Source organism: Streptomyces sp. NPDC001902 (assembly GCF_042891295.1).
In the GTDB taxonomy this organism is placed as follows: domain Bacteria; phylum Actinomycetota; class Actinomycetes; order Streptomycetales; family Streptomycetaceae; genus Actinacidiphila.
Map to the genome: position 1 here is coordinate 99,598 of NZ_JBIATA010000004.1, position 21,626 is coordinate 121,223.

Genomic DNA, 21,626 nt, shown 5'->3' on the forward strand with positions numbered 1-21,626 from the left:
GCACCGGACCGCATGGCAGACTATCGCCCCATGGGGGAATCGACCGCGAAGACCATGGCCCACCGCAGTGACGCCGTACCACCGCGCTCCATCGATTCCCGTGACGCCGATGGAGCGACGACGGGCAACAGACTGCTGGCGCCACGCCGGCCCCGGCTGTGGTTCGAGATCCTGCTGATCGCCGTCAGCTACTGGATCTACTCACTGGTGCGCAACGCCGTGCCCGAGCAGCAGGACGACGCCATGCGGAACGCGGGCCACGTCTGGGGCCTGGAACGGTCCCTCGGGCTCGCCTTCGAACACGCGGTCAATCATGCCGTGAACTCGGTAACGTGGCTCATCGTCGCGATGAACTATTACTACGCGACGCTCCACTTCATCGTCACCCTCGCCGTGCTCGTCTGGCTGTTCCGCCGGCACCCCGGGCGCTACGCGCCGACCCGGCTGGTCCTCTTCGTGACGACCGGCATCGCGCTGCTCGGCTACTACTTCTTCCCCCTGGCGCCGCCCCGGCTGATGGAGGGCGGCGGCTTCATCGACACCGTGAAGATCCACCACACCTGGGGGTCGATGGCGTCGGGCGACCTGGCGCACGTCTCCAACCAGTACGCGGCCATGCCGTCGATGCACATCGGCTGGTCGCTGTGGTGCGGCATCACCGTCGCCATGCTCGCGCGGCGGACCTGGGTGCGGGTGCTGGGCGTGCTCTACCCGGTCGTCACGCTGCTCGTCATCGTCTCCACCGCCAACCACTTCTGGCTCGACGCCGCCGGCGGCACCCTCTGCCTCGGCGTCGGCTTCGCCGCCTCCTGGGCGGTCTACGGCGGCCTCGCCTACCGGTTGCCGCGCCAGGTGCGCGTCGCCACGGCGTAGGCGGGCGGCGGGCGCGGACTACGTGGCGTAGAAGAGGCGCTCGACCACCGCGCGGGCCCGGCGCGTGGCCCGGCGGTACTCCTCGACCATGTCGCCCACGTGCCCAGGCTCATATCCGAGGTACCGGCCCACCGCGGCGAGTTCCTTGCCGTCGCCGGGGAAGGTGTCCCCGGCGCGGGCCCGGACGAGCATGACGGCGTTGCGCATCCGGCTCGCCAGGATCCAGGCGGCGTCCAGGACTTCCGCGTCCTCGGCGAGGACCAGTCCCGCCGCCGCGGCCGCGGCCAGCGCCGGCCGGGTACGGGTGGTCCGCAGGCCGGGGAACTGCGCGCCGTGCTGGAGCTGCAGCAGCTGCACGGTCCACTCGACGTCGCTGAGCCCGCCCCGCCCCAGCTTGGCGTGGGTCGTCGGGTCGGCGCCGCGCGGCAGCCGCTCGGACTCCATACGGGCCTTGAGCCGGCGGATCTCGCGGACCGCCTCCTCCGGCAGCCCCTCGGCCGGGTAGCGCAGCGGGTCGACGAGGCCGATGAAGCGGGCTCCCAGGTCCTCGTCGCCCGCGACCGGTTCGGCGCGCAGCAGGGCGTGGCTCTCCCAGACCAGCGACCAGCGCCGGTAGTAGGCGGCGTACGAGCCGAGCGTGCGCACCAGCGGTCCGCTCTTGCCCTCGGGGCGCAGGTCGGCGTCGATGAGCAGCGGCGGGTCGGTGGTGGGGATCTGCAGCAGCCTGCGCAGCTCGTTGGCGACCTTGAGCGCGGCCTTGGCGGCCCGGTGCTCGTCGGTGCCCTCGTACGGCTCGTGGACGAACAGGACGTCGGCGTCGGAGCCGTAGCCCAGTTCGTGGCCGCCGAAGCGGCCCATCCCGATGACGGCGAACCGGGTCGGCAGGGGCTCCCCCTCGGCCACCTCGACGGCGTTGACCGCGGCCTGCAGGGCCCCGGTGACGGCGGCGGCGTTGAGGTCGGTGAGGGCGGTGCCGATGGCGTCGGGGTCGTCGCGGTGGACCCCGACGAGGTCCGCGGCCGCGGTGCGGAACAGCTCGCGGCGGCGGACCCCGCGTACCGCGGCGACGGCCTGCTCGGCGGAGTCCGCGCGGTGGACCGCGGCCAGCACCTCCTGGTCCAGCGCACCACGCGTGCGGGGCTGGAGCCCCTCGTCGTCGGCGAGCAGGGCGACCGCCTCGGGGGCCCGCATGAGCAGGTCGGGGGCGAGCCGCCCGGAGGACAGCACCCGCGCCAGGTTGACGGCGGCGGCGCCCTCGTCCCGCAGCAGCCGCAGGTACCAGGGGGTGCGGCCCAGGGCGTCGCTGACCTTGCGGAAATTGAGCAGACCCGCGTCGGGGTCCGCGGAGTCGGCGAACCAGCCGAGCAGCACCGGCAGCAGGGTCCGCTGGATGGCGGCCTTGCGGCTGACCCCCGAGGCCAGCGCCTCCAGGTGGCGCAGGGCCGCGGTGGGGTCGGCGTAGCCGAGCGCCTCCAGACGCTGCTTGGCCGCGTCCGGGGTCAGGCCCACCTCGCCGGGGGCGAGCTGGGCGACCGCGTCGAGCAGCGGCCGGTAGAAGAGCTTCTCGTGGAGGCGGCGCACCTCCCGCGCGTGCCGCCGCCACTCCCGCTGCAGCTCCGCCACCGGGTCCGCCCGGAAGCCCAGGGAGCGGCCGAGCCGCCGCAGGTCGGCCACGTCCTCGGGCACCAGGTGGGTGCGGCGCAGCTTGTGGAGCTGGATGCGGTGCTCCATCGTCCGCAGGAAGCGGTACGAGGTGTCGAGCGCCGCCGCGTCCGCCCGCCCCACGTAGCCGCCGGCGGCGAGCTGGGACAGCGCGGTCAAGGTGGTGCCGCTGCGCAGCGACGGGTCGGTGCGGCCGTGCACGAGCTGGAGCAGCTGCACCGCGAACTCCACGTCCCGCAGGCCGCCGGGGCCCAGCTTCAGCTCCCGGTCGAGGTGCGCGACGGGGATGTTCTCCACGACCCGGCGCCGCATCTCCTGCACGTCCTGGACGAAGTGCTCGCGTTCCGCGGCCTGCCACACCATGGGCGACAGCGCCTCGACGTACTCCTGCCCGAGCGCCGGGTCGCCGGCCACCGGCCGGGCCTTGAGCAGCGCCTGGAACTCCCACGTCTTGGCCCAGCGCTTGTAGTAGGCCAGATGGCTGGACAGGGTGCGCACCAGCGGGCCGCGCCGGCCCTCGGGGCGCAGGTTGGCGTCGACCTGCCAGATGCTGCCCTCGACGGTGGTGTCGGAGCAGATCCGCATCATGCGCGAGGCCAGCCGCGTGGCGGCCTGCAGCGCCTTGGCCTCCTCGGCGTCGGGGCGGGCCTCGGCCACGAAGATGACGTCGACGTCGGAGATGTAGTTGAGCTCGTGGCCGCCGCACTTGCCCATGCCGATCACCGCCAGCCGGCACAGCGCGGCATCGCCCGGCGCCTCCTCCTCGGCCATGGCCAGGGCCGCGCGCAGCGTCGCGGTGGCGAGGTCGGCGAGCTCCGCGGCGGTCTGCACCAGGTCGCTGGTGCCGCACACGTCGCGGGCGGCGATGCCCAGCATGCAGCGCCGGTAGGCGACGCGCAGCGACTCGGGGTCGTCGGCCCCGGCCAGCCCCCGTTCGAACTCCGTGGTCCCCGGGTGCAGGTCGGCGTGCTCGTAGGTGACCAGGGCGTGCCAGTCGCGTGGATGCCGGGTGAGGTGGTCGGCCAGGGCCACGGAGGAGCCCAGCACCCCGAGCAGCCGGTCGCGCAGCGGCTTGGCCGTGGTGAGCGTGTCGAGGAGGGTGCGCCGCTCCCCGGGATCGAGGGCCTCCACGAGCCGTACGAGGGAGGCGAGCGCCTGGTCGGGGTCGGCCGTGGCGCCCAGCGCGTCGAGCAGGACCGGGTCGCTGCGCACCGGGGCGAGCTGCTCGCCGCCCAGCAGCGCCTCGGCGGCCACGGCGTCACTGAAGCCGTGCCGCAGCAGCCGCCCGAACCTGGTGTCCCGTCGCCCTTCCAGCACGCCGCCTGCCTTTCCCGGTGCTCCCGGCTGGGCTGATCCGCCCTAGAGAGAGTATCCGCCCTGCCCCGGCTCTGTTACCTGGCGGTATGCCCGGTTCGGGGTGATCGTCCGGCGGTGTGAGCGCGGTCTGGTCCTTCTGGTATAAAGCGCTTGCTGTTTCAGAGGTTTAAGAAATCAACCAACGGTACCCACGGCTACCCATGAGTGGGACGGGGCGGGGAAGAGAACATGCGGCGAATACGTCTGCGCGGGCGTGCGTGGCTCGCGGTGGGGGCGGTCGTACTCGGAGGGGCCGGTGTCATCACCGCCGCGTCCGTGGCCAGCGGTCCGGAGGGGACCGCCCCGTCGGCCGACGCGAAGGGGCCGGTGCCCAGTGCGGTCCAGTCCGTCGACCTCAAGGGCAAGGGCGGGGAGCGCACCCTGCCCCGGCGCGACACCGACACCTTCGGCCTGCTCGGTGTGACGTGGGACGACCCGCGTACGGAGCTGGACGGCACGGTGCAGGTGCGCACCCGTTCCGTGAAGAGCGGCCAGTGGTCCGACTGGCACGCGGTCGACCCGCACTACGACGACGCTCCCGACCCGAAGACCGAGGGCGCCACCCGGGGCGGTTCGGCCCCGCTGTACGTGGGCCTGTCCAACGGCGTCGAGCTCAAGGTCGTATCGGCGAACGGCGCGTCGGGCACCCTCCCGAAGGGCCTCCAGCTCGAGCTGGTCGGCGACGCCAAGAAGAGCGGCACCGACGTCGCCATGGCGCCCGCCGCCTTCGCGGCGGACGCCGAGGAGACCACGACCCCGCCGGCCGACCCCTCCGTGACGGACTCGCCGTCCGACACCGCGACGCCCGACCCGACGGACTCCTCACCGAGCGACACGGCGGCTCCGTCGACCTCGGCCCCGGCACCGGACTCCTCGGCGTCCACCAGTGCCTCCCCGAGCACGTCCGCGAGCACCTCCGCCTCCGCCTCCACCTCGCCGTCGCCGAGTTCGACCCGGCCGACCGCCCCCACGTCCACCGTGGCGATGCCGGCCGTCAAGCTCCGCAAGGACTGGGGTGCCGACGAGTCCAAGCGCGAGGCCGGGGACCCGCCCTACGCGGACAAGGTGAACGTGGTCTTCGTCCACCACACCGACACCGCCGCCGACTACGACTGCACCGAATCGGCCTCGATCGTGCGGTGGATCTACGCCTACCACCTGTCGCAGGACTGGCGCGACATCGGCTACAACGCCCTGGTCGACAAGTGCGGCACCATCTTCGAGGGCCGCTTCGGCGGCCTGGACCTGCCGGTCATCGGCGCGCAGACCTACGGCTTCAACACGCGCAGCTGGGGCATCGCCGCGATCGGCACCTTCCAGGTCATCAAGGGTGTCCCGGCCACACCGATCTCCTCCAAGATGCTCGGCTCGATCGCGGCGCTGTCCGCGTGGAAGCTCGGCCAGTACGGGATCAACCCCAACCCCGGCAGCAAGACGCAGACCCTGGTCGAGGGCGCGGAGGACAGCCCGCCGTGGGTCTTCAAGAAGTCGTACACGTTCAACCCGATCTCCGGGCACCGCGACGGCTTCGCCACCGCCTGCCCCGGCCAGAACCTGTACGACAAGCTCGCCACCATCCGCTCCTACGCGGCCGGCGTCGCCGCGCCGACGCTGAACGGCGTCAGCGGCGCCACGCTCTCCGGGTCCTCGTACTACACCAAGGGCACGGCGACGGTGGCCTGGAAGGAGTCCACCCCGACCGCCGTCATCAAGCGGTTCGAGGTGCTCGTGGACGGCAAGGTCGCGGCCACAGCCAAGGCCACCGCCACCTCCGCGCCGATCACGGTCGCCGCGGGCAAGCACACCGTGACCGTGCGAGCGGTGCACAACAACAACAAGACGGCGACGTCCGCGAGTTCGTACGCCGTGTTCGGCGACACGACCAAGCCGACGTTCACCACCGCCCCCTCGGTGAAGATCCGCAACGCCACCGTCTCCAGCACCTCCGTGCCGGTCTCCGTGAGCTGGAAGGCCTCCGACAACGGCGCGCTCAAGAGCGTCGCGGCGACGGCCCCGACCACGGCCACCTTCGGCCCGACCACCACGTCGTGGAGCACCACGGGCAAGGCGAACACCGCGGTCACGTACGGCCTGAAGGCCACCGACGCGGCCGGCAACTACACCACCGCCTCGGTGAGCCGCACGGCGGCGATCCTGCAGGAGACCTCGGCGACGAAGGTCGGGAAGTGGTCGGCGAAGAGCAGCACCAGCTACCTCGGCGGCAAGTCGCTCACCTCTTCCTCGAAGAACGCCAGCCTGACCTGGACGTTCACCGGCCGCTCGGTCGGCTGGGTGGTCTCCCGCGCCTCGACCTCCGGTCAGGCGTACGTCTACGTCGACGGGGTCAAGGCGGCCACGGTGGACCTGAAGTCCTCCACCACCGCCTACCGGCAGACGATCTGGTCCAAGACCTGGAGCACCAGCGCCAAGCACACGCTGAAGGTCGTCGTCGTCGGCACCTCCGGACGTCCGGCGATCACCACGGACGGCATCACGTACGTCAAGTGACGTCCTGACAGCAAGGGCCCGGGGAACGCGAGTTGCGTTCCCCGGGCCCTTTTACCTGCGCTTGACCTCAAGATCCAGAACGTACGCACCGTTCCCCGGACCTTCACTTCCGCGGCGCTTCGGACGTCCGCGACCGCCTCCTAACCTGGCGCGGCGCCACTCCCCGTCCCCCCTTCACGGAGGTCCGCCGTGTCCGGCTGGTCCCTGCCCCGTCCCCGTCGCACCGTCACCGCCCTCGCTTCCACCCTCGGCGTCGCCGCCGCCTCCCTCGGCCTGTGGGCCGGACTCGGCGGCGCCGAGACCGCCCACGCGGCCGGCAGCGTGCCGAACCCCGACCACGTGGTCGTGGTGATGCTCGAGAACCACGCCTACAGCCAGGTCATCGGCAGCTCCAGCGCGCCGTACCTCAACAACACGCTCAAGGCCGGCGGCGCCAGCCTGACGCAGTCGTACGGCGTCACGCACCCGAGCCAGCCCAACTACCTGCAGATCTTCTCGGGCGGCAACCAGGGCGTCACCGACGACGGCTGCTACACCCCCGGCTTCAGCTCCAAGCCCAACCTCGCCTCCGAGCTGATCGCCGCCGGCAAGAGCTGGGCCAGCTACAACGAGACGCTGCCCAGCCAGGGTTCCACCACCTGCAGCAGCGGCGACTACGCCCGCAAGCACAACCCGTGGTTCGCGTTCAGCAACGTCCCGACGTCGACGGCGAAGACCTTCGCCCAGTTCCCGACGGACTTCACCACCCTGCCGAAGGTCTCCTTCGTCACGCCGAACCTGTGCAGCGACATGCACGACTGCTCGGTCTCCACCGGTGACACCTGGCTGAAGAACAAGCTGGGCGCCTACGCGACCTGGGCGAAGACCCACAACAGCCTGCTCGTCGTCACCTTCGACGAGGACAACCGGCTGAGCGGCAACCGCATCCCGACCGTGTTCTACGGCCAGCCGGTCAAGGCCGGTTCGTCGTCCGCCACGACGTACAACCACTACAACGTGCTCCGCACGCTGGAGGACCTGGCGGGTCTCACCACGCACGGCACGCGGGCAACGCCGCCTCCGCCTCGGACATCACCGGCATCTGGGCGAGCTGAGGCCGGTGTACGTCGCGGACAGCCGCGGCGGAGCCGGCACCGGGGTCCGGGACGCGTCGCGTCCCGGACCCCGGGCCACCGCCGTCGCCCCCACCGTCCTCGTCCTGGGCACCGTCAGCCTCATCACCGACGTCTCGTCGGAGATGGTCACCGCCGTGCTCCCCCTCTACCTGGTCGCCGGACTCGGGCTCTCCCCGCTCGGCTTCGGCCTGCTCGACGGCGTCTACAACGGCTTCAGCGCCCTCGTGCGGCTGGCCGGCGGCCACCTCGCCGACCGGGGCGGCGGCAGGCACAAGGCCGTCGCGGCCGTCGGCTACGGCCTGTCGGCGCTGTGCAAGCCCGCACTGCTCCTCGTCCACAGCCTGCCCCTGATCGGTGCCGTCCTCGCGGTCGACCGCACCGGCAAGGGACTGCGCACCGCGCCGCGGGACGCGCTGATCTCGCTGACCTCCACGCCCGGGACGCGCGGGCGGGCCTTCGGCGTGCACCGCGCCATGGACACCGCCGGGGCGCTGCTGGGACCGCTGGTGGCGTTCCTCATCCTGCGGCAGGCCGCCGAGGGGTACGACGCCGTCTTCACGGTGAGCTTCTGCGTGGCCGCCGTGGGGGTGCTGGTGCTGCTGCTCTTCGTGCCGGGCCGCCTCCGCGGCGGGACCCCGGTCACCACGGCCGCCCCCGCCCCCGCCGAAGCGCCCGCGCCCTCGCTGCGGGCGTCCGTGGCGCTGCTGCGCCGCCGGGACGTGCGGCGGCTCACGGTGTGCGCGACGCTGCTGGGCCTGTCGACGGTGAGCGACTCCTTCGTCTACCTGCTGCTCCAGCACCGGCTCGGGGTCCCCGACCGCTGGTTCGCGCTGCTCCCCCTGGGCACCGCGGCGGCCTTCCTGCTGCTCGCGATGCCGCTGGGCAGGCTGGCCGACCGTGTGGGGCGCTGGCGGATGTTCCTCGCGGGACACCTCGCGCTGCTCGCCGCGTACGGGCTGATGCTCTCGCACGGCCCCGCGTACGCCGTCCTGCTGCTGCACGGCGCCTTCTACGCCGCCACGGACGGTGTGCTGATGGCCGCCGCCTCCACCGCCGTCCCCGACGAGCTGCGCGGCGCCGGGCTCGCCCTCGTCCAGACCGGGCAGGCCATAGCCCGCTTCGTCGCCTCCCTGGTCTTCGGCGCGGCCTGGACCGCCTGGGGCGACCGCACGGCGCTCACCGCCGCCGCGCTGGCGCTGACGGCGTGCGCGGTCTGCGCCGTGTACCTGCGTCCGGCGCCGCGCACGTGACCCCCCGAGGAAAGGCCCCCCATGAACACCCGCAGCCGTCTGTTCGTGCTGCTCGCCGCCGTGGCGGCGCTGGCCGCCGTCGCCGCCGTGTCCGTGCTGCGCGCCGCCGACCGGGCGGCGGAGAAGGACCGCCCGCAGGCGGGCGGCCCCGCGGTCACGGCGGGGGCGGTGACGCTGGCGCCGGACGCGCCCCGCATGGTGTTCCGCAACATGGCGTGGGGCCCGCACCGGGACGAGCTCGCCACGGTCCCGGCCGGCCGCCCCGGGGCCGCACGCACCGCCTCCGCCGTGAAGTGCCTGCGCTTCTACGCGGCCGCGGGCACCGGCATCTGCCTGCAGTCCGTCAAGGGCGCCGTCCAGGACGGCTACCGCGCCGTCGTGCTCGACGCCCGGCTGCACGAGCTGCGCCGCTTCCCCCTCGCGGGCATCCCCACCCGGGCCCGGGTCTCGCCCAGCGGGCGCATGGTCGCCTGGACGGTGTTCGTCGGGGGCGACTCCTACGCGGGCACGAACTTCTCCACCCGTACCTCCGTCCTGGACACCCGTACCTGGACCCTCGTCGAGAACCTCGAGGACTTCCGGATCACCAGGGAGGGCCGGCCGTACCACGCCGCCGACGTCAACTTCTGGGGCGTGACGTTCTCCGACGACGCCCACTTCTACGCCACCCTGGGCACCGGCGGCCGCACCTACCTCGTCCGCGGCGACGTCGCGGCCCGCTCCGTCCGCACGCTGCGCAGCAACGTCGAGTGCCCCTCGCTCTCGCCCGACGGCACCCGGCTGGTGTTCAAGAAGCGCGTCGAGGGCCTGTCCCCCGACGCGCCCTGGCGGCTGTACGTCCTGGACCTGGCCACCCTGCGCGAGACCCCGCTCGCGGAGCGGCGGAGCGTCGACGACCAGGTCGTCTGGCGGGACGACCACACGGTCGTCTACGCCCTCGCCGGGGACTTCGGCGCGGACCTGTGGACGGTGCCCGCCGACGGCACCGGCACGGCCCGCCGCATGATGACGGCGGCACTGGCCCCCGCGTACCTCGGCTAGGGCCTGTCGTCAGATTGACGTCGGCCGCCCGGAGGGCGGGCCCCGCGGTTCCCCCAGCTCCGCTGGGAGGTACCCCCAAGTGCGGTGCATCGCAAGGCGGAGAGTCGTCCTCGTAGTGGGTTACTCGGACGATTCGACAACGCAGCGTGCCGTGCCTGGGGGCACCTCCCAGCGCCAGCTGGGGGAGCGGCGCGGGGCAGGCGGGAATTTGACGACAGGCCCTAGCTAGGGCTCGCCGCGGGGCCCCTCGTCCGCTCAGGTCGCCAGTGACACGTCGGTCGCCTTGACCAGCGCGACGACCGCGGCGCCCTCGGCGACGCCCAGCTCGTCGAGGGCCTCCCGGGTGATCACGGCGGTCAGCTCGCGGCCGCCCGCGAAGCCGATCCGGACGGTCGCCATGGCCTCGCCCGGCGTCACGGCGGTGACGGTCCCGGGGACCCGGTTGCGGATGCTGATGCCCTGCACCGGGGCCGTGGCGAGGGAGACCTCCGTCGCCTTGATCAGCACGGTCACCCCGCCGCCCGGGATGATGCCGAGCTCCCGCACGGCCTCGGCGGTCACGGCCGCCGTGAAGTCCGGTCCCCCGCCGTCGAGGCGCACCGTGACCACGGCCATCACCTCGCCCGGGACCACCGAGGCGACCTTGCCGTCGATCTGGTTGCGAATGCTCAGTGCCATGAGCGGCACCGTAAGCCCGCCCCCGGCGCGCCGCGCGGAACGACCCGCCGCCCGCCCCGGGCCCGGGCGGCGGTCCGGTCCCGCCGGCGGCGGCTCAGGCGGTGACCAGGTCCGCCCAGCGGGTGAAACCGGCGCAGTCGGCACGGATGCCGTGCCGTGTGGAGAGGGCGTTGACGATGCCGAGGCCCCGGCCGTGCTCGTCCGGGTCGGTGGATCCCCCCGGCATGCATGGTCGGGCCGACGGGCCCGAGTCGGTCACCTCGATGTGCAGGGCGCTGCGCCCCTCGACCTCGGTCCAGCAGATGCGCAGGGACGCGGGGCCGTCGGCGTGCACGATCGCGTTCGTGGTCAGCTCCGATATCACCAGCAGCGCGTCCTCGGCCACCTCCGCGCGCAGCTCCCACTCCGCCAGCACGCCCCGTACCCTCCGGCGCACGACGGACAGGGCGCCGGGGATGTGCGACAGCGCGCAGACGTGCACGTCCTCGCGCTGCGGCATCGTCTCGGGCTGTGCCGCCATGGTGTCCTCCTCCCGGGGGAGTCCTGCCGGGTGGACTCCCGGACCTGCACGAAAGCTTCCGAGACAGGACATCCCGGGTCAATGAATCGGGGTCGTCATTATCGAACGCTGCCCTCAGAGGCCGAACGACCTGCGGAAACGCGCTGATGCCCATCGTGGTCGCCGGGGATAGCATCGACGTATGGCCGGCCCGCTCCAGTCCATCGAACGGGCGGCGGCGATCCTCAGGCTCCTGGCCGGCGGTCCCCGCCGGCTCGGGCTGGGCGAAGTGGCCGGCTCGCTCGGGCTGGCGAAGGGCACCGCCCACGGCATCCTGCGCACCCTCCAGCACGTGGACTTCGTCGAGCAGGACCCGGCGACCGGGAAGTACCAGCTCGGAGCGGCCCTGCTGCACCTGGGCACCAGCTACCTGGACGTCAACGAACTGCGGTCCCGGTCGATCAACTGGGCCGACGCGCTGGCCGCCCGCAGCGGCGAGGCGGTACGCCTGGGCACCCCGCTGGAGGGCCAGGTGCTCGTCGTCCACCACGTCTTCCGGCCCGACGACAGCCTGCAGACGCTCGACGTCGGAGCCCTGCTGCCGCTGCACGCCTCCTCGCTCGGCAAGATCCTGCTGGCGTACGGGGCGGCACCGCTGGAGCCGCTGCTGAAGGAGGAACTGGAGGCGTACACCCGGCACACCCTGGTCGTCCCGGAGGACCTCACCCGGGCCCTCGCCGACGTCCGCGAGCAGGGCTGGGCGCCGGAGGTGCAGGAGATGTCGATGGGCGAGGCCGGGGTCTCGGCGCCGATCCGCGGGTCGGGCGGCCTCGTCGTGGGCGCGATCGGCCTGTCCGGCCCGGTCGAGCGGATCTGCGACAGCAAGGGCCGCCCGCTGGCGTCCCTGGTCACGCTGCTCCGCGAGGCCGCGCGGGCGATCTCCAGAGACCTGGGCGCCGCCCGCTGGTGAGGCCCGCCCGGGCACCGGACACCCCGAGCACAGCGAACGCGTCGGAAAGCATCGGAAAGCAGGCCCCGATCATGGTTGAACGGTATGTGATGTCCATCGACCAGGGCACCACCTCCACCCGATGCATCCTGTTCGACCACCGGGGGCGCCTGGTGTCGGTGGCCCAGCGCGAGCACCAGCAGCACTTCCCCAGGCCCGGCTGGGTCGAGCACGACGCCCTGGAGATCTGGCGCAACCTCGAGCGCATCGTGCCGCAGGCGTTGTCCTCCGCCGAGATCGCGGCGGAGGAGGTCGCCGCGATCGGCATCGCCAACCAGCGGGAGACGACCGTGCTGTGGGACCGGAGCACGGGCGTACCGCTGGGCCGGGCGATCGTCTGGCAGGACACCCGTACCGCGCCGCTCGTCGAGCGGCTGCGCAAGGACCCCGGCGACGACTTCTTCCTGGAGCGCTGCTGCCTGCCGCCCTCCACCTACTTCTCCGCGCCGCGGATCCGCTGGCTCTTCGACGAGGTGCGCGGGCTGGAGCAGCGCGCCCGCGACGGCGAGGTGCTGTTCGGGACGATGGAGACCTGGCTGATCTGGAACCTGACGGGCGGGGTCGACGGTGGTCTGCACATCACCGACGCCACCAACGCCAGCCGCACCATGCTGATGAACATCCACTCGCTGACCTGGGACCAGGACCTGCTGGACTTCTTCGGCGTCCCCCGCGCGATGCTCCCGGAGATCCACGCCTCCGCCGAGAACTACGGCGCGGCCCGGACGGTCCTGCCCGGGGTCCGCATCACCGCGGCCCTCGGCGACCAGCAGGCGGCGCTCTTCGGCCAGACCTGCTTCTCCCCCGGCGAGGCGAAGTGCACCTACGGGACCGGCAGTTTCCTGCTGCTCAACACCGGGACCACGATGATCAGGTCGCGGCACGGGCTGCTCTCCACCGTCGCGTACAAGATCGACGACCAGCCGACGGTCTACGCCCTGGAGGGCTCGATCGCCGTCACCGGCTCGCTGGTGCAGTGGTTCCGCGACCGCCTCGGGCTGATCAGCAGCGCCCCGGAGATCGAGACCCTCGCCCTCACCGTCGCCGACAACGGCGGCTGCTACATCGTGCCCGCCTTCTCCGGTCTCTTCGCCCCGCACTGGCGCAGCGACGCCCGGGGCGTCATCGTCGGCCTCACCTCGTACATCACCAAGGGGCACCTCGCCCGGGCCGTCCTGGAGGCCACCGGCTGGCAGACCCGCGAGGTCGTCGACGCCATGAACGCCGACTCCTCACTCGGGCTGAAGGAGCTCAAGGTCGACGGCGGCATGACCGCGGACAACCTGCTGATGCAGTTCATCGCCGACGTCCTCGACGTCCCCGTGGTCCGCCCCATGGTCGCCGAGACCGTGTCCCTGGGCGCCGCCTACGCCGCCGGTCTCGCCTCCGGCTACTGGCCGGACCTGAAGGTGCTGCGGAACAACTGGCACCGTGCCGGGCAGTGGCTGCCCGACATGGACCCGGGGCACCGCGACGCCGAGTACGAGAACTGGCAGCGCGCCGTCGAGCGCTCCATCGGCTGGATCAGACAGCCCCCGTGACCGCCGGCGGGCCCAGGCGCACCGCCCGGCCGGTCACCCGGACGCGCGGGTCCCGCGGGTCGACGCCCACGAGCAGCTCGCTCGGGCGGCCCATGTCCTCGCCCTGCCGCACGACCACCCGGGCCGCCTCCGGCACCAGGCCCAGCTCGCGCAGGTAACCGCCGAACGCCGCCGCGGCCGCGCCGGTCGCCGGGTCCTCGACGACCCCGCCCACCGGGAAGGGGTCGCGGGCGTGGAAGCGGTCCGCGGCCTCCCGCCACACCAGGTGCACCGTGGTCCACCCGTGGCGGCGCATCACGCCGGCCAGGGCGTCGAAGTCGTACGCCAGGTCCGCCAGCCGGGCCCGCTCCGCGGCGGCCAGCACCAGGTGGTGGACCCCTCCGAAGGCCACGTGCGGCGGCAGCGCGGGGTCCAGCTCGCCCCGCTCCCAGCCCAGCGCGGCGAGCGCCGCGTCCAGCTCGGCGTCCTCGGCCGGGCGTGAGCGGGTCGGCACGCTGGTGAGCGTGGCGTGCACCGCCCCCTCGTCACCGGCCGTCAGTACGGGGATCTCCCCCGCCGGGGTGTCGAAGACCAGCTCACCGGGGCCGATGCGCTCCGCCAGCGCAACGGCGGTCGCGACGGTCGCGTGGCCGCAGAAGTCGACCTCGGCGAGGGGGCTGAAGTAGCGCAGGGTGAACCGCCGGCGGGCGGGGTCCGCGGCCGTGACGAACGCCGTCTCGGAGTAGCCGACCTCGGCGGCGAGGGCGAGCATCCGTTCCTCGTCGAGGTCCGACGCGTCGAGGACGACGCCGGCCGGATTGCCGCCCGCGGGGTCGGAACTGAATGCGGTGTAGCGCAGCACGTCGGTGCGGGTCCCAGGTGTCATGCCGTCCACGCTGTCACACCCGGTGCCATTGCCAGAAACGATGGTTCTTCATCACCACGATTGATGCGACCGATCGCAGCGGTTACGGTCGAGCCGTGGACACCCGACTGCTCACCACCTTCCTCACCCTGGCGGGGACGGGGAACTTCACCGGCGCGGCCGCCGAACTGCACCTGTCGCAGTCCACCGTGACGGCGCAGATCAAGTCCCTGGAGAAGGAGCTGGGCGTACGGCTCTTCGACCGCATGCCGCGCGGCGCACAGCTCACCGGGGCCGGACGGCGCCTGATGACGGAGGCCGAGGGCGTCCTCGAAGCGGAGACGCGCCTGCGCGGCACGGCGGCCGGGGACGCCCGGTCCGGCGGGACCGTCGTCCTCGGCGCCGGGGACACGCTCTGCTCGACGCACGTGCCCCGGATCGTCGCCGCCCTGCGGCGCACCCACCCCGGCATCGACGTCCACCTCCACCCGGCGGGCAGCGACGCGGCCGTGGAGGGACTGCGGGCCGGGCGGCTCGACGTCGCCCTGCTGCTGGAGGACCAGGTCACCCTTGCCGACATGACCGCCCGCCCGCTCGCCGCCGAACCGCTGGTCCTCATCGCCGCCCCCGGCCACCCGCTGGCCGCGCTCGACCGGCCCGTCACCTGGGCGGAACTCGCCCGGGAGACCTTCTTCCTCCACGAGGAGGGCTGCTCCTACAGCGACCGCGTCGCGCGCGAACTCCTCGGCGTCCGCGACGCCCGGCCGCGGCTGACCCGGTTCGGCAGCAGCGAGGCCGCCCGCACCTGCGTGGCCGCGGGCCTCGGGCTCGGCGTCCTCCCCCGCGCCACCGTCCGCACCGCCCTGCGCGAGGGCACCCTGACCGCCGTCCCCGGGCCCGGCCTCCCCGACGTGCCCGTCCAGCTCGTCCGCCGGCGCGGCCGCTGGACCTCCCCGGCGGTCCAGGCCGTCCTCGACGCGCTGACGGACCACTTCGCGCGGCACGGAAACGGGGGCTCGGCGGTCGAGTAGGCCACCGCCCCCGGCAGCGTGCGGGTGCGGCCGTGGTCACGCCCGGGCGGAACAGTCGTGTCAGCGTTCGGGGTTCCGCTCGAACCAGTGGTGCGCGTACGGCTCGGTGCTGAACGCCTCGACCTCCACGAATCCCGCGGTCTCGTAGAGGCGCCTGGCCTCCGCGAGCGTGCGGTTCGTCTCCAGTCGCAGCGTCCGCATCCCGCGGAGGACCGCCTCGTCCGCGAGACGCTCCAGGATGCGACGGCCCAGTCCGAGGCCGCGAACGTCCGGGGATGCCCACATCCGCTTCACCTCCGCGATCCGCGTCTCGGGGTGCAGCTTGAGCGCCCCGCACCCCATCGGGGAGCCCTGCGCGCTCGCCACCAGGAGCAATCCGTCCGGCAGCGTCATCTCCTCGTCGCTCGCGGAGAGGCTCTGGGCGGGGTCGAAGCCCGTGTCGAACCGCCGTCCCAACTCCTCGAAGTAGGAGCGCAGGCAGTAACGGGCGTCAGGCTCGCGCGGGTCCGTGATCCCGATCCGCACCTGGGAGGCCAGCAACAGCCGCCCGACCTCCGTCATCACCGCGACCAGGCGCCCCCGCTGACCGTCGGTCAGCGGATCGAGGATCGACTCCGCGAGTTCGTCCGACGCGCGATCCAGCACCTCCCGCGCCGCAACGCCGGTCCCGGTCAGACGCACCTTCCGCACCCGTCCGTCATCCGGGTCCGGGTCCGTGGTCATCAGGCCGTCCGACTCCAGCCGCCGCAGCTGCCGGCTCAGGTACCCGGAGTCCAGACCCAGCCGTGAGCGGAGGACGCGCACCTCGGATCCAGCGGGCTCGACCCGCCGATCGCCCGGACGCGTCAATCGTTCTTCAACGGCCTGTCGATGAGGTGTCAATGCCCACAAGGTTGGCTTATGCCGACATCAGCAACGTCCCATCCATACGCCGGACGCCGGACCGTACGGTGCGCACCGAGGTCAAGGCGTCCGGCGCTCGGCCATCAGCGGCCACCGGTTCTCGGCAGGCCGCGACAGGTCATCGCACAAAGATCAGAGAAAGATCGCAGGAAGCAGGAACGTGAACCTCAAGAGCATCTTCGGCAAGTTCGGCATGGCTGTGGCGGTGGGGGCGGTCGTGCTGACCGCGACGCCGTCCGCGACAGCCGACACGATCCACACCCCCACCCCCGCTCAGGCCGTCGCCAAGGCCGCGGCCCTCCCCGACTGGGATCTCGGCGACGACCACTGTGCGGACATCAAGCTCAAGTCCAAGGCCAGCAATCGTTTCGTCTCCGCCGAGGTCGACTACACCGGATACGTCTCCGGAATGCTCCGCGCTCGGTCGACCTCCGCCGGCGACTGGGAGAAGTTCTCCATCTGCCCGGGAAACGGGTTCTACACCCTCTATTCGTACAGCGCCAAGGGCTGGGTGAGCGCCGAGCAGAACTACACGGGCGCCGACGCCGGCATGCTCCGGGCGCGTTCGGGCAGCGTCGGAGCGTGGGAGAAGTTCGACGTCCGCTGCACCGACTACTGCACCCTCAAGTCCCTCGCCAACGGCAAGTACGTGACCTCCGAGCTGGCCTACACGGGCTCCGGCTACGGCATGCTCCGGGCACGCTCCACCTCCGTCGGAGATTGGGAGAAGTTCTTGATCTCCTGACCGGCCGGCTGGTCATGACCACGGGCCAGGACCGGGCGAGCTGAGACACGACCGCACGGAAGTCGGGCAGGGGGCGAGGCGTCCCGCCCCCTGCCCGGCTGCGGCGCTCGCGGCACGCCTGTGTCATCAGTGGCCGCCGGTAGCCCGGCGGGCGCCGCCGACGCGCTGTGGTCAGGAACTCTCGACGAAGCGGACGGACCACGCATAGCCGCTCAGGCAGTCGTGCGGGACTCGTCGGACTTCTCTGACCTGGCAACCATCGTGGGCGTACTTGCGGGCGAACCGGTCCAGGCGCTGCGCCTCGGTGAGATCCTCCATGGACAGCGGTGCTCCGACGACGAGGTCTTCGTGGATGACCTCTTCCTGCGCGCCACCGTCCGAGCAGGAAGAGCAATGATGCGTTTTGGGTAGGGTCATGGCATCAGTGTCCTCCTCACCCGGCTGCCCCGACGTACACAGCGCGATGGCCGCACCGTGCCGTGCGCGGCCCGACCGCGCTACCCCCGTACGGATCGACGGCGGTGAGCTTCCCGGATGGGTCCCTGCGGATGGGCCAGTTACGGCCCGGGGTACCTCTATGAGGTCTCGGATGGCAGTCCAGCGCCGTGGAGTCGCCCCCACGCGCGGAGCAGTCCCTCTGCCAGCCAGTGGCCGTTCATCGAAGCAATGTCCTCGGCTGTGCGGCCCTCCACATCACGAACGGTGAAGTCCACGTCGGCGATGAGCAGGTAAGCGACGCAGTCGACGTATGCCCGACCCCTACGCTCGGACCAGGCCCGTTCGATCTCGGCTGCAACAGCGTGGTGCAGGAGCGTCATACCCCGACGATCGGGGCGATTGCGATCGAAGAGCTTGGTCTCGACACTCGTGCGGAGGCTGTCGAGGTGCCCACGCCGCGCCGCGTCAATGGCCATGCGCCAAATGCGGTCACTTTGTTCGGCGTTCACAGTCCCTCCCAGGTGCGGGCCGCTCGTACTGTGCCGAGCAGGCCGTGGGACGACGCCGGGCCGGATCGCATCGTCCTCGGGAAATCCCGCTGGCCTGCGGCTACAGGTTCGGGAGGTTCTTGCGGAGCTCGAAGGCCGTGAGCTCGGAGCGGTACTCCTCCCACTCCTGCTCAGGTCACCCGGGCACGCAGCCCTGTGGCCTGCGGTTAGGTCGATGGTGGAGTCGGTTTCCCAGCACCCAACCTGATCCGCGGCCGTTCATGGCGGTTTGTCGCGCAGTTGGACACTCAGCCCGCATCCCCCTACAGGCCGCGTAGCGCCTCATAGAGATCGCCGTAGGCTGTCCAACAGTCGATGCTGCCGTCGTCGTACAGGCTGCCCATGTACCAGTCGTTATCATCGACAGGCTTCACGATGCACAGGCTGTGGAACCCGAGAACGATCTCTGGGTGCAGCACATCGTGGGCGTCGGAGGCGACCCACTTCACTGCCCGGTGTGGGTCCAGGACAACTGCCTCTTGGTCGCCGGACACGTCGCGGATCCGCTGAAGCGTCCAACCCGGGGGTAGCTGTGCGTCTGCCATCCGCGGATGATCTCACGCGCCAGGTGTGCAGCAGAGCTGTACGAGCGCTGATGCCCCTCTCGACGGTCGCTGAGGACTGCCAGGCACGTCGGAGAGCTGCTCCAGCCCGATAACGGATGGCCAGGGTCGTCGTGGTTGCTGTACGTCGCTGCTGTCGCCTCGGCCTGCCGCACCGGAGCACCTCGCTACTCTGAGCACATGGCGCACCCGGCTCAGCAGTACTACAACCCCGACCTGAGTGACCGAGACGAACGTGCACTGCTTCGCCGGAACTACCTCCTGCTCATGACAGGGCAGGCTGCATTGCGGCTGATCGGCCCAGATCTCCTAGGGCTGGCTGTTGAGCCTCGGCAAGGTGAGGTCGTCATCCATGCCGCAATACGCAGAGAGACACCCGAAGTGCTCGAGGATCTGGACGACATAGCCGGCGACCTCGACGGCTTCCTGCGAGGCGGCCCCGAAGCCCGGTCGGCCATCACACGGCGTGTACACATCGGTCCGCCCGACGCGACCACATGGCCGGGCTTCGCCCATGCGCTTCTCTACATCGCCAAGACGTAGAGAAGTACGTGGCCCCAGTCTGAAACGCTGAGGCTCCGGACCACACCTCACCCGGGTAGGTCCTGAACTGCGGCAATGCGGTGGTGTCAACGCCGTTCCCCGTGGTTCCCCGCATGGTCCCCGTGGCACGCGTGTGGCACGCGCTCCTCGACGCGAACTGCGGGCGCGACGTCGCTGAGTTTGGGTCATGACCTGTCTCCCTGGACTGCGTGATGCTGGTCCAGGTGGTGCTGGAACCCAGTGCGTCCCGCCTCAGTCCTTGACCGGTTCCACTCGAATGGGATCAGCTCCGCCCAGGTAGAGCATGCACCCCGTGTCCTCCATGTCCTCGTCCTCCATGTGCACGTCCCACCTTTCCGGTGGGACGACATAGAGTCCAGCGGTGGGTGCGGGAGCCCAGCCGAGGTTGCGTGGAGGGTCGTACTCCTCGTAGTGCCCTACGTATAGTCGGGTGGGCGGGATGGACACGGCGCAGAATCCTCCTACTCGAAGGGTGGAACCTACCGGTTCGAGACGGTATGGGCTCCATTCCTGGTGGGAGGCGCCGTACGGGAGCGCGACTTGCCCGTTCCACCTGACATGGGAGGAATTGTCGATCGTTCTCCACGGCCATTCCAGAGTGACGTAGCGGATCACATCGACCACCCGAGCGGTCGCCGACTCGCAGGAGACGATCACTTCGTCGCCTATCCGCGGAATCATGTCTGATCACCTTTGTTCCGGGTCATGGGATGGAGCGCCGGTTCGTGTGCACGGCCCCACGGTGGCCCGAGGCCAACGCGTCGAACCGTGACCCTTGCTGGCCGATCGGCGATAGTCCCTCTATCCCGTGGCGGACCCGGCGCCGGACGGCCCACAGACGGCCCAGAGCGAATGAGACGGCTCCGGGCCGACAGCATTGCGCTGCCGGCCCGGATCGCATCATCCTCGGGAAACCCCGCCCGCTGGCCTGCGGCTACAGGTTCGGGAGGTTCTTGCGGAGCTCGAACGCCGTGACCTCGGAGCGGTACTCCTCCCACTCCTGCTTCTTGTTGCGCAGGAAGAAGTCGAAGACGTGCTCCCCGAGCGTCTCGGCGACCAGTTCGCTGCGCTCCATGAGGGAGATGGCCTCGCCGAGGTTCTGCGGGAGGGGCTGGATGCCGAGGGCGCGGCGCTCGCCGTCGGAGAGGGCCCACACGTCGTCGTCGGCGCCGGGCGGGAGCTCGTAGCCCTCCTCGATGCCCTTGAGGCCGGCGGCCAGCAGGACGGCGTAGGTGAGGTACGGGTTGGCACCGGAGTCGATGGAGCGGACCTCGACCCGGGTGGAACCGGTCTTGCCGGGCTTGTACATCGGGACGCGGATGAGCGCGGACCGGTTGTTGTGGCCCCAGCAGATGTACGACGGGGCCTCGCCGCCGGCGCCCGCGGTGCGGTTGGCGCCGCCCCAGATGCGCTTGTACGAGTTGACCCACTGGTTGGTCACCGCGGAGATCTCGTCGGCGTGCCGCAGCAGGCCCGCGATGAAGGAGCGGCCGACCTTCGACAGCTGGTACTCGGCGCCGGACTCGTGGAAGGCGTTGCGGTCGCCCTCGAAGAGGGACAGGTGCGTGTGCATGCCGGAGCCGGGGTGCTGGCTGAAGGGCTTGGGCATGAACGTGGCGTTCACGCCCTGCTCCAGCGCGACCTGCTTCATGACCAGGCGGAAGGTCATGATGTTGTCGGCGGTGGACAGCGCGTCCGCGTAGCGCAGGTCGATCTCCTGCTGGCCGGGGGCGCCCTCGTGGTGGGAGAACTCCACCGAGATGCCCATCGACTCCAGCATCGTGATGGCCTGGCGGCGGAAGTCCTGGCCCACGTTCTGCGGGGTGTGGTCGAAGTAGCCGGAGTTGTCGGCGGGCAGCGGCACGCTGCCGTCCAGCGGCAGGTTCTTCAGCAGGAAGAACTCGATCTCGGGGTGCGTGTAGAACGTGAACCCGAGGTCGGAGGCCTTGGCCAGGGACCGCTTGAGGACGAAGCGGGGGTCGGCGTACGACGGGGAGCCGTCCGGCATGAGGATGTCGCAGAACATCCGGGCGGTGCCGGGCGCCTCGGCGCGCCACGGGAGGATCTGGAAGGTGCCGGGATCGGGCTTGGCGATCATGTCCGACTCGTACACCCGCGCGAAGCCCTCGATCGCCGACCCGTCGAAGCCGATGCCCTCGTCGAAGGCCTGCTCCAGCTCGGCAGGCGCCACGGCGACCGACTTGAGGTAGCCCAGCACGTCGGTGAACCACAGCCGCACGAATCGGATGTCGCGCTCTTCGAGGGTACGGAGCACGAACTCCTGCTGCTTATCCATAGCTATCCAACCTCACAGGTCATGGGGGCCTGTTGTCCGTGCCGGCTCGAGCGAGGGCCAGACCAGTATCACGTCACGGGGTTACCGGTCTGTTTCGGCGGCGGCCGGGACCGCCGGACACCCCTCGCCACCATTGTGATGCACCCTTGCGATCTTGACACA

Annotated in this window: 18 protein-coding genes and 2 pseudogenes; 10 read left to right on the forward strand and 10 right to left on the reverse strand. The window is 71.3% G+C overall.

What is annotated here, in order from left to right; genetic code table 11:
• Positions 1-30: 30 nt before the first annotated feature.
• Entirely contained in the window at positions 31-873 is an 843-nt protein-coding gene (locus tag ACFYYN_RS09185) for a phosphatase PAP2 family protein (RefSeq protein WP_499511505.1), read from the forward strand.
• Positions 874-891: 18 nt separating this feature from the next.
• On the opposite strand, the gene ACFYYN_RS09190 is transcribed toward ACFYYN_RS09185, so the two are convergent.
• Entirely contained in the window at positions 892-3,852 is a 2,961-nt protein-coding gene (locus tag ACFYYN_RS09190; protein WP_500545265.1) for a bifunctional [glutamine synthetase] adenylyltransferase/[glutamine synthetase]-adenylyl-L-tyrosine phosphorylase, read from the reverse strand.
• A 228-nt stretch (positions 3,853-4,080) separates the two neighbouring features.
• Here ACFYYN_RS09190 and ACFYYN_RS09195 point away from each other — a divergent pair, with 228 nt between their 5' ends.
• The 4 genes and pseudogenes from ACFYYN_RS09195 (at position 4,081) to ACFYYN_RS09210 (ending at position 9,805) form a co-directional block, all read left to right on the forward strand.
• Positions 4,081-6,399: a peptidoglycan recognition protein family protein gene (locus ACFYYN_RS09195; protein ID WP_500545266.1), complete on the forward strand. Its 2,319-nt coding sequence runs from the start codon at positions 4,081-4,083 to the stop codon at positions 6,397-6,399.
• Positions 6,400-6,588: 189 nt separating this feature from the next.
• A pseudogene (locus tag ACFYYN_RS09200) lies at positions 6,589-7,493 on the forward strand (alkaline phosphatase family protein).
• A 5-nt stretch (positions 7,494-7,498) separates the two neighbouring features.
• Positions 7,499-8,764, forward strand: coding sequence for an MFS transporter (locus tag ACFYYN_RS09205; protein WP_500545267.1), 1,266 nt, complete (start codon positions 7,499-7,501; stop codon positions 8,762-8,764).
• Between the two features lie 21 nt (positions 8,765-8,785).
• Complete coding sequence (locus ACFYYN_RS09210; protein ID WP_500545269.1) at positions 8,786-9,805, forward strand: TolB family protein; 1,020 nt, start codon at positions 8,786-8,788, stop codon at positions 9,803-9,805.
• A 255-nt stretch (positions 9,806-10,060) separates the two neighbouring features.
• On the opposite strand, the gene ACFYYN_RS09215 is transcribed toward ACFYYN_RS09210, so the two are convergent.
• Both ACFYYN_RS09215 and ACFYYN_RS09220 read right to left on the reverse strand, forming a co-directional pair.
• Complete coding sequence (locus ACFYYN_RS09215) at positions 10,061-10,483, reverse strand: TOBE domain-containing protein (RefSeq protein ID WP_499511511.1); 423 nt, start codon at positions 10,481-10,483, stop codon at positions 10,061-10,063.
• A gap of 94 nt (positions 10,484-10,577) precedes the next feature.
• On the reverse strand, positions 10,578-11,003 hold the full coding sequence (locus ACFYYN_RS09220) for an ATP-binding protein (RefSeq protein WP_500532783.1): 426 nt from the start codon (positions 11,001-11,003) through the stop codon (positions 10,578-10,580).
• A 181-nt stretch (positions 11,004-11,184) separates the two neighbouring features.
• Here ACFYYN_RS09220 and ACFYYN_RS09225 point away from each other — a divergent pair, with 181 nt between their 5' ends.
• Complete coding sequence (locus ACFYYN_RS09225; RefSeq protein WP_500545270.1) at positions 11,185-11,952, forward strand: IclR family transcriptional regulator; 768 nt, start codon at positions 11,185-11,187, stop codon at positions 11,950-11,952.
• A gap of 71 nt (positions 11,953-12,023) precedes the next feature.
• Complete coding sequence (gene glpK / locus ACFYYN_RS09230; protein WP_500322286.1) at positions 12,024-13,532, forward strand: glycerol kinase GlpK; 1,509 nt, start codon at positions 12,024-12,026, stop codon at positions 13,530-13,532.
• Here glpK and ACFYYN_RS09235 read toward each other — a convergent pair.
• Complete coding sequence (locus tag ACFYYN_RS09235) at positions 13,516-14,397, reverse strand: PhzF family phenazine biosynthesis isomerase (protein ID WP_500545271.1); 882 nt, start codon at positions 14,395-14,397, stop codon at positions 13,516-13,518. The genes glpK and ACFYYN_RS09235 overlap by 17 nt on opposite strands.
• Positions 14,398-14,492: 95 nt before the next feature.
• On the opposite strand from ACFYYN_RS09235, the gene ACFYYN_RS09240 reads away from it, so the two are divergent.
• Positions 14,493-15,407 carry a LysR family transcriptional regulator gene (locus ACFYYN_RS09240; RefSeq protein ID WP_500545272.1) on the forward strand — a complete coding sequence of 305 codons (915 nt, stop codon included), beginning with the start codon at positions 14,493-14,495 and terminating at the stop codon, positions 15,405-15,407.
• A gap of 60 nt (positions 15,408-15,467) precedes the next feature.
• On the opposite strand, the gene ACFYYN_RS09245 is transcribed toward ACFYYN_RS09240, so the two are convergent.
• The gene (locus ACFYYN_RS09245) at positions 15,468-16,211 is read right to left on the reverse strand and encodes a bifunctional helix-turn-helix transcriptional regulator/GNAT family N-acetyltransferase (protein ID WP_500545273.1); all 744 of its coding nucleotides are present in this window, start codon (positions 16,209-16,211) and stop codon (positions 15,468-15,470) included.
• 259 nt (positions 16,212-16,470) lie between these two features.
• Between ACFYYN_RS09245 and ACFYYN_RS09250 the strand changes: the two genes are divergently transcribed.
• Positions 16,471-17,055, forward strand: coding sequence for a fascin domain-containing protein (locus ACFYYN_RS09250; protein ID WP_500545274.1), 585 nt, complete (start codon positions 16,471-16,473; stop codon positions 17,053-17,055).
• Positions 17,056-17,226: 171 nt separating this feature from the next.
• Here the strand turns inward: ACFYYN_RS09250 and ACFYYN_RS09255 are convergent, their stop codons facing one another.
• From ACFYYN_RS09255 to ACFYYN_RS09270, 4 genes and pseudogenes are all read right to left on the reverse strand, one after another.
• Positions 17,227-17,472 (reverse strand): hypothetical protein, encoded by a 246-nt coding sequence (locus ACFYYN_RS09255; RefSeq protein ID WP_500545276.1) that lies wholly within the window; start codon positions 17,470-17,472, stop codon positions 17,227-17,229.
• A 158-nt stretch (positions 17,473-17,630) separates the two neighbouring features.
• A complete protein-coding gene (locus tag ACFYYN_RS09260) occupies positions 17,631-18,002 on the reverse strand; it encodes an ankyrin repeat domain-containing protein (protein WP_500545277.1) in 372 nt (123 codons plus the stop codon).
• 100 nt (positions 18,003-18,102) lie between these two features.
• Positions 18,103-18,174, reverse strand: a pseudogene (locus tag ACFYYN_RS09265) (glutamine synthetase); the annotation flags it as partial.
• Positions 18,175-18,304: 130 nt separating this feature from the next.
• Positions 18,305-18,586 carry a hypothetical protein gene (locus ACFYYN_RS09270; RefSeq protein WP_500545278.1) on the reverse strand — a complete coding sequence of 94 codons (282 nt, stop codon included), beginning with the start codon at positions 18,584-18,586 and terminating at the stop codon, positions 18,305-18,307.
• Between the two features lie 198 nt (positions 18,587-18,784).
• Between ACFYYN_RS09270 and ACFYYN_RS09275 the strand changes: the two genes are divergently transcribed.
• Complete coding sequence (locus ACFYYN_RS09275; RefSeq protein ID WP_500545279.1) at positions 18,785-19,147, forward strand: hypothetical protein; 363 nt, start codon at positions 18,785-18,787, stop codon at positions 19,145-19,147.
• 955 nt (positions 19,148-20,102) lie between these two features.
• Here ACFYYN_RS09275 and glnA2 read toward each other — a convergent pair.
• Positions 20,103-21,464, reverse strand: coding sequence for a gamma-glutamylpolyamine synthetase GlnA2 (gene glnA2, locus ACFYYN_RS09280; protein ID WP_500322275.1), 1,362 nt, complete (start codon positions 21,462-21,464; stop codon positions 20,103-20,105).
• Positions 21,465-21,626: the final 162 nt, after the last annotated feature.

Bases quoted from the DNA above. Each gene is read 5' to 3' on its own strand.
- ACFYYN_RS09185 (WP_499511505.1), top strand. From the start codon at position 31: ATGGGGGAATCGACCGCGAAGACCATGGCCCACCGCAGTGACGCCGTA.
- ACFYYN_RS09195 (WP_500545266.1), top strand. From the start codon at position 4,081: ATGCGGCGAATACGTCTGCGCGGGCGTGCGTGGCTCGCGGTGGGGGCG.
- ACFYYN_RS09210 (WP_500545269.1), top strand. From the start codon at position 8,786: ATGAACACCCGCAGCCGTCTGTTCGTGCTGCTCGCCGCCGTGGCGGCG.
- ACFYYN_RS09215 (WP_499511511.1), bottom strand. From the start codon at position 10,483: ATGGCACTGAGCATTCGCAACCAGATCGACGGCAAGGTCGCCTCGGTG.
- ACFYYN_RS09220 (WP_500532783.1), bottom strand. From the start codon at position 11,003: ATGGCGGCACAGCCCGAGACGATGCCGCAGCGCGAGGACGTGCACGTC.
- ACFYYN_RS09225 (WP_500545270.1), top strand. From the start codon at position 11,185: ATGGCCGGCCCGCTCCAGTCCATCGAACGGGCGGCGGCGATCCTCAGG.
- glpK (WP_500322286.1), top strand. From the start codon at position 12,024: ATGGTTGAACGGTATGTGATGTCCATCGACCAGGGCACCACCTCCACC.
- ACFYYN_RS09235 (WP_500545271.1), bottom strand. From the start codon at position 14,397: ATGACACCTGGGACCCGCACCGACGTGCTGCGCTACACCGCATTCAGT.
- ACFYYN_RS09255 (WP_500545276.1), bottom strand. From the start codon at position 17,472: ATGACCCTACCCAAAACGCATCATTGCTCTTCCTGCTCGGACGGTGGC.
- ACFYYN_RS09270 (WP_500545278.1), bottom strand. From the start codon at position 18,586: ATGGCAGACGCACAGCTACCCCCGGGTTGGACGCTTCAGCGGATCCGC.
- ACFYYN_RS09275 (WP_500545279.1), top strand. From the start codon at position 18,785: ATGGCGCACCCGGCTCAGCAGTACTACAACCCCGACCTGAGTGACCGA.
- glnA2 (WP_500322275.1), bottom strand. From the start codon at position 21,464: ATGGATAAGCAGCAGGAGTTCGTGCTCCGTACCCTCGAAGAGCGCGAC.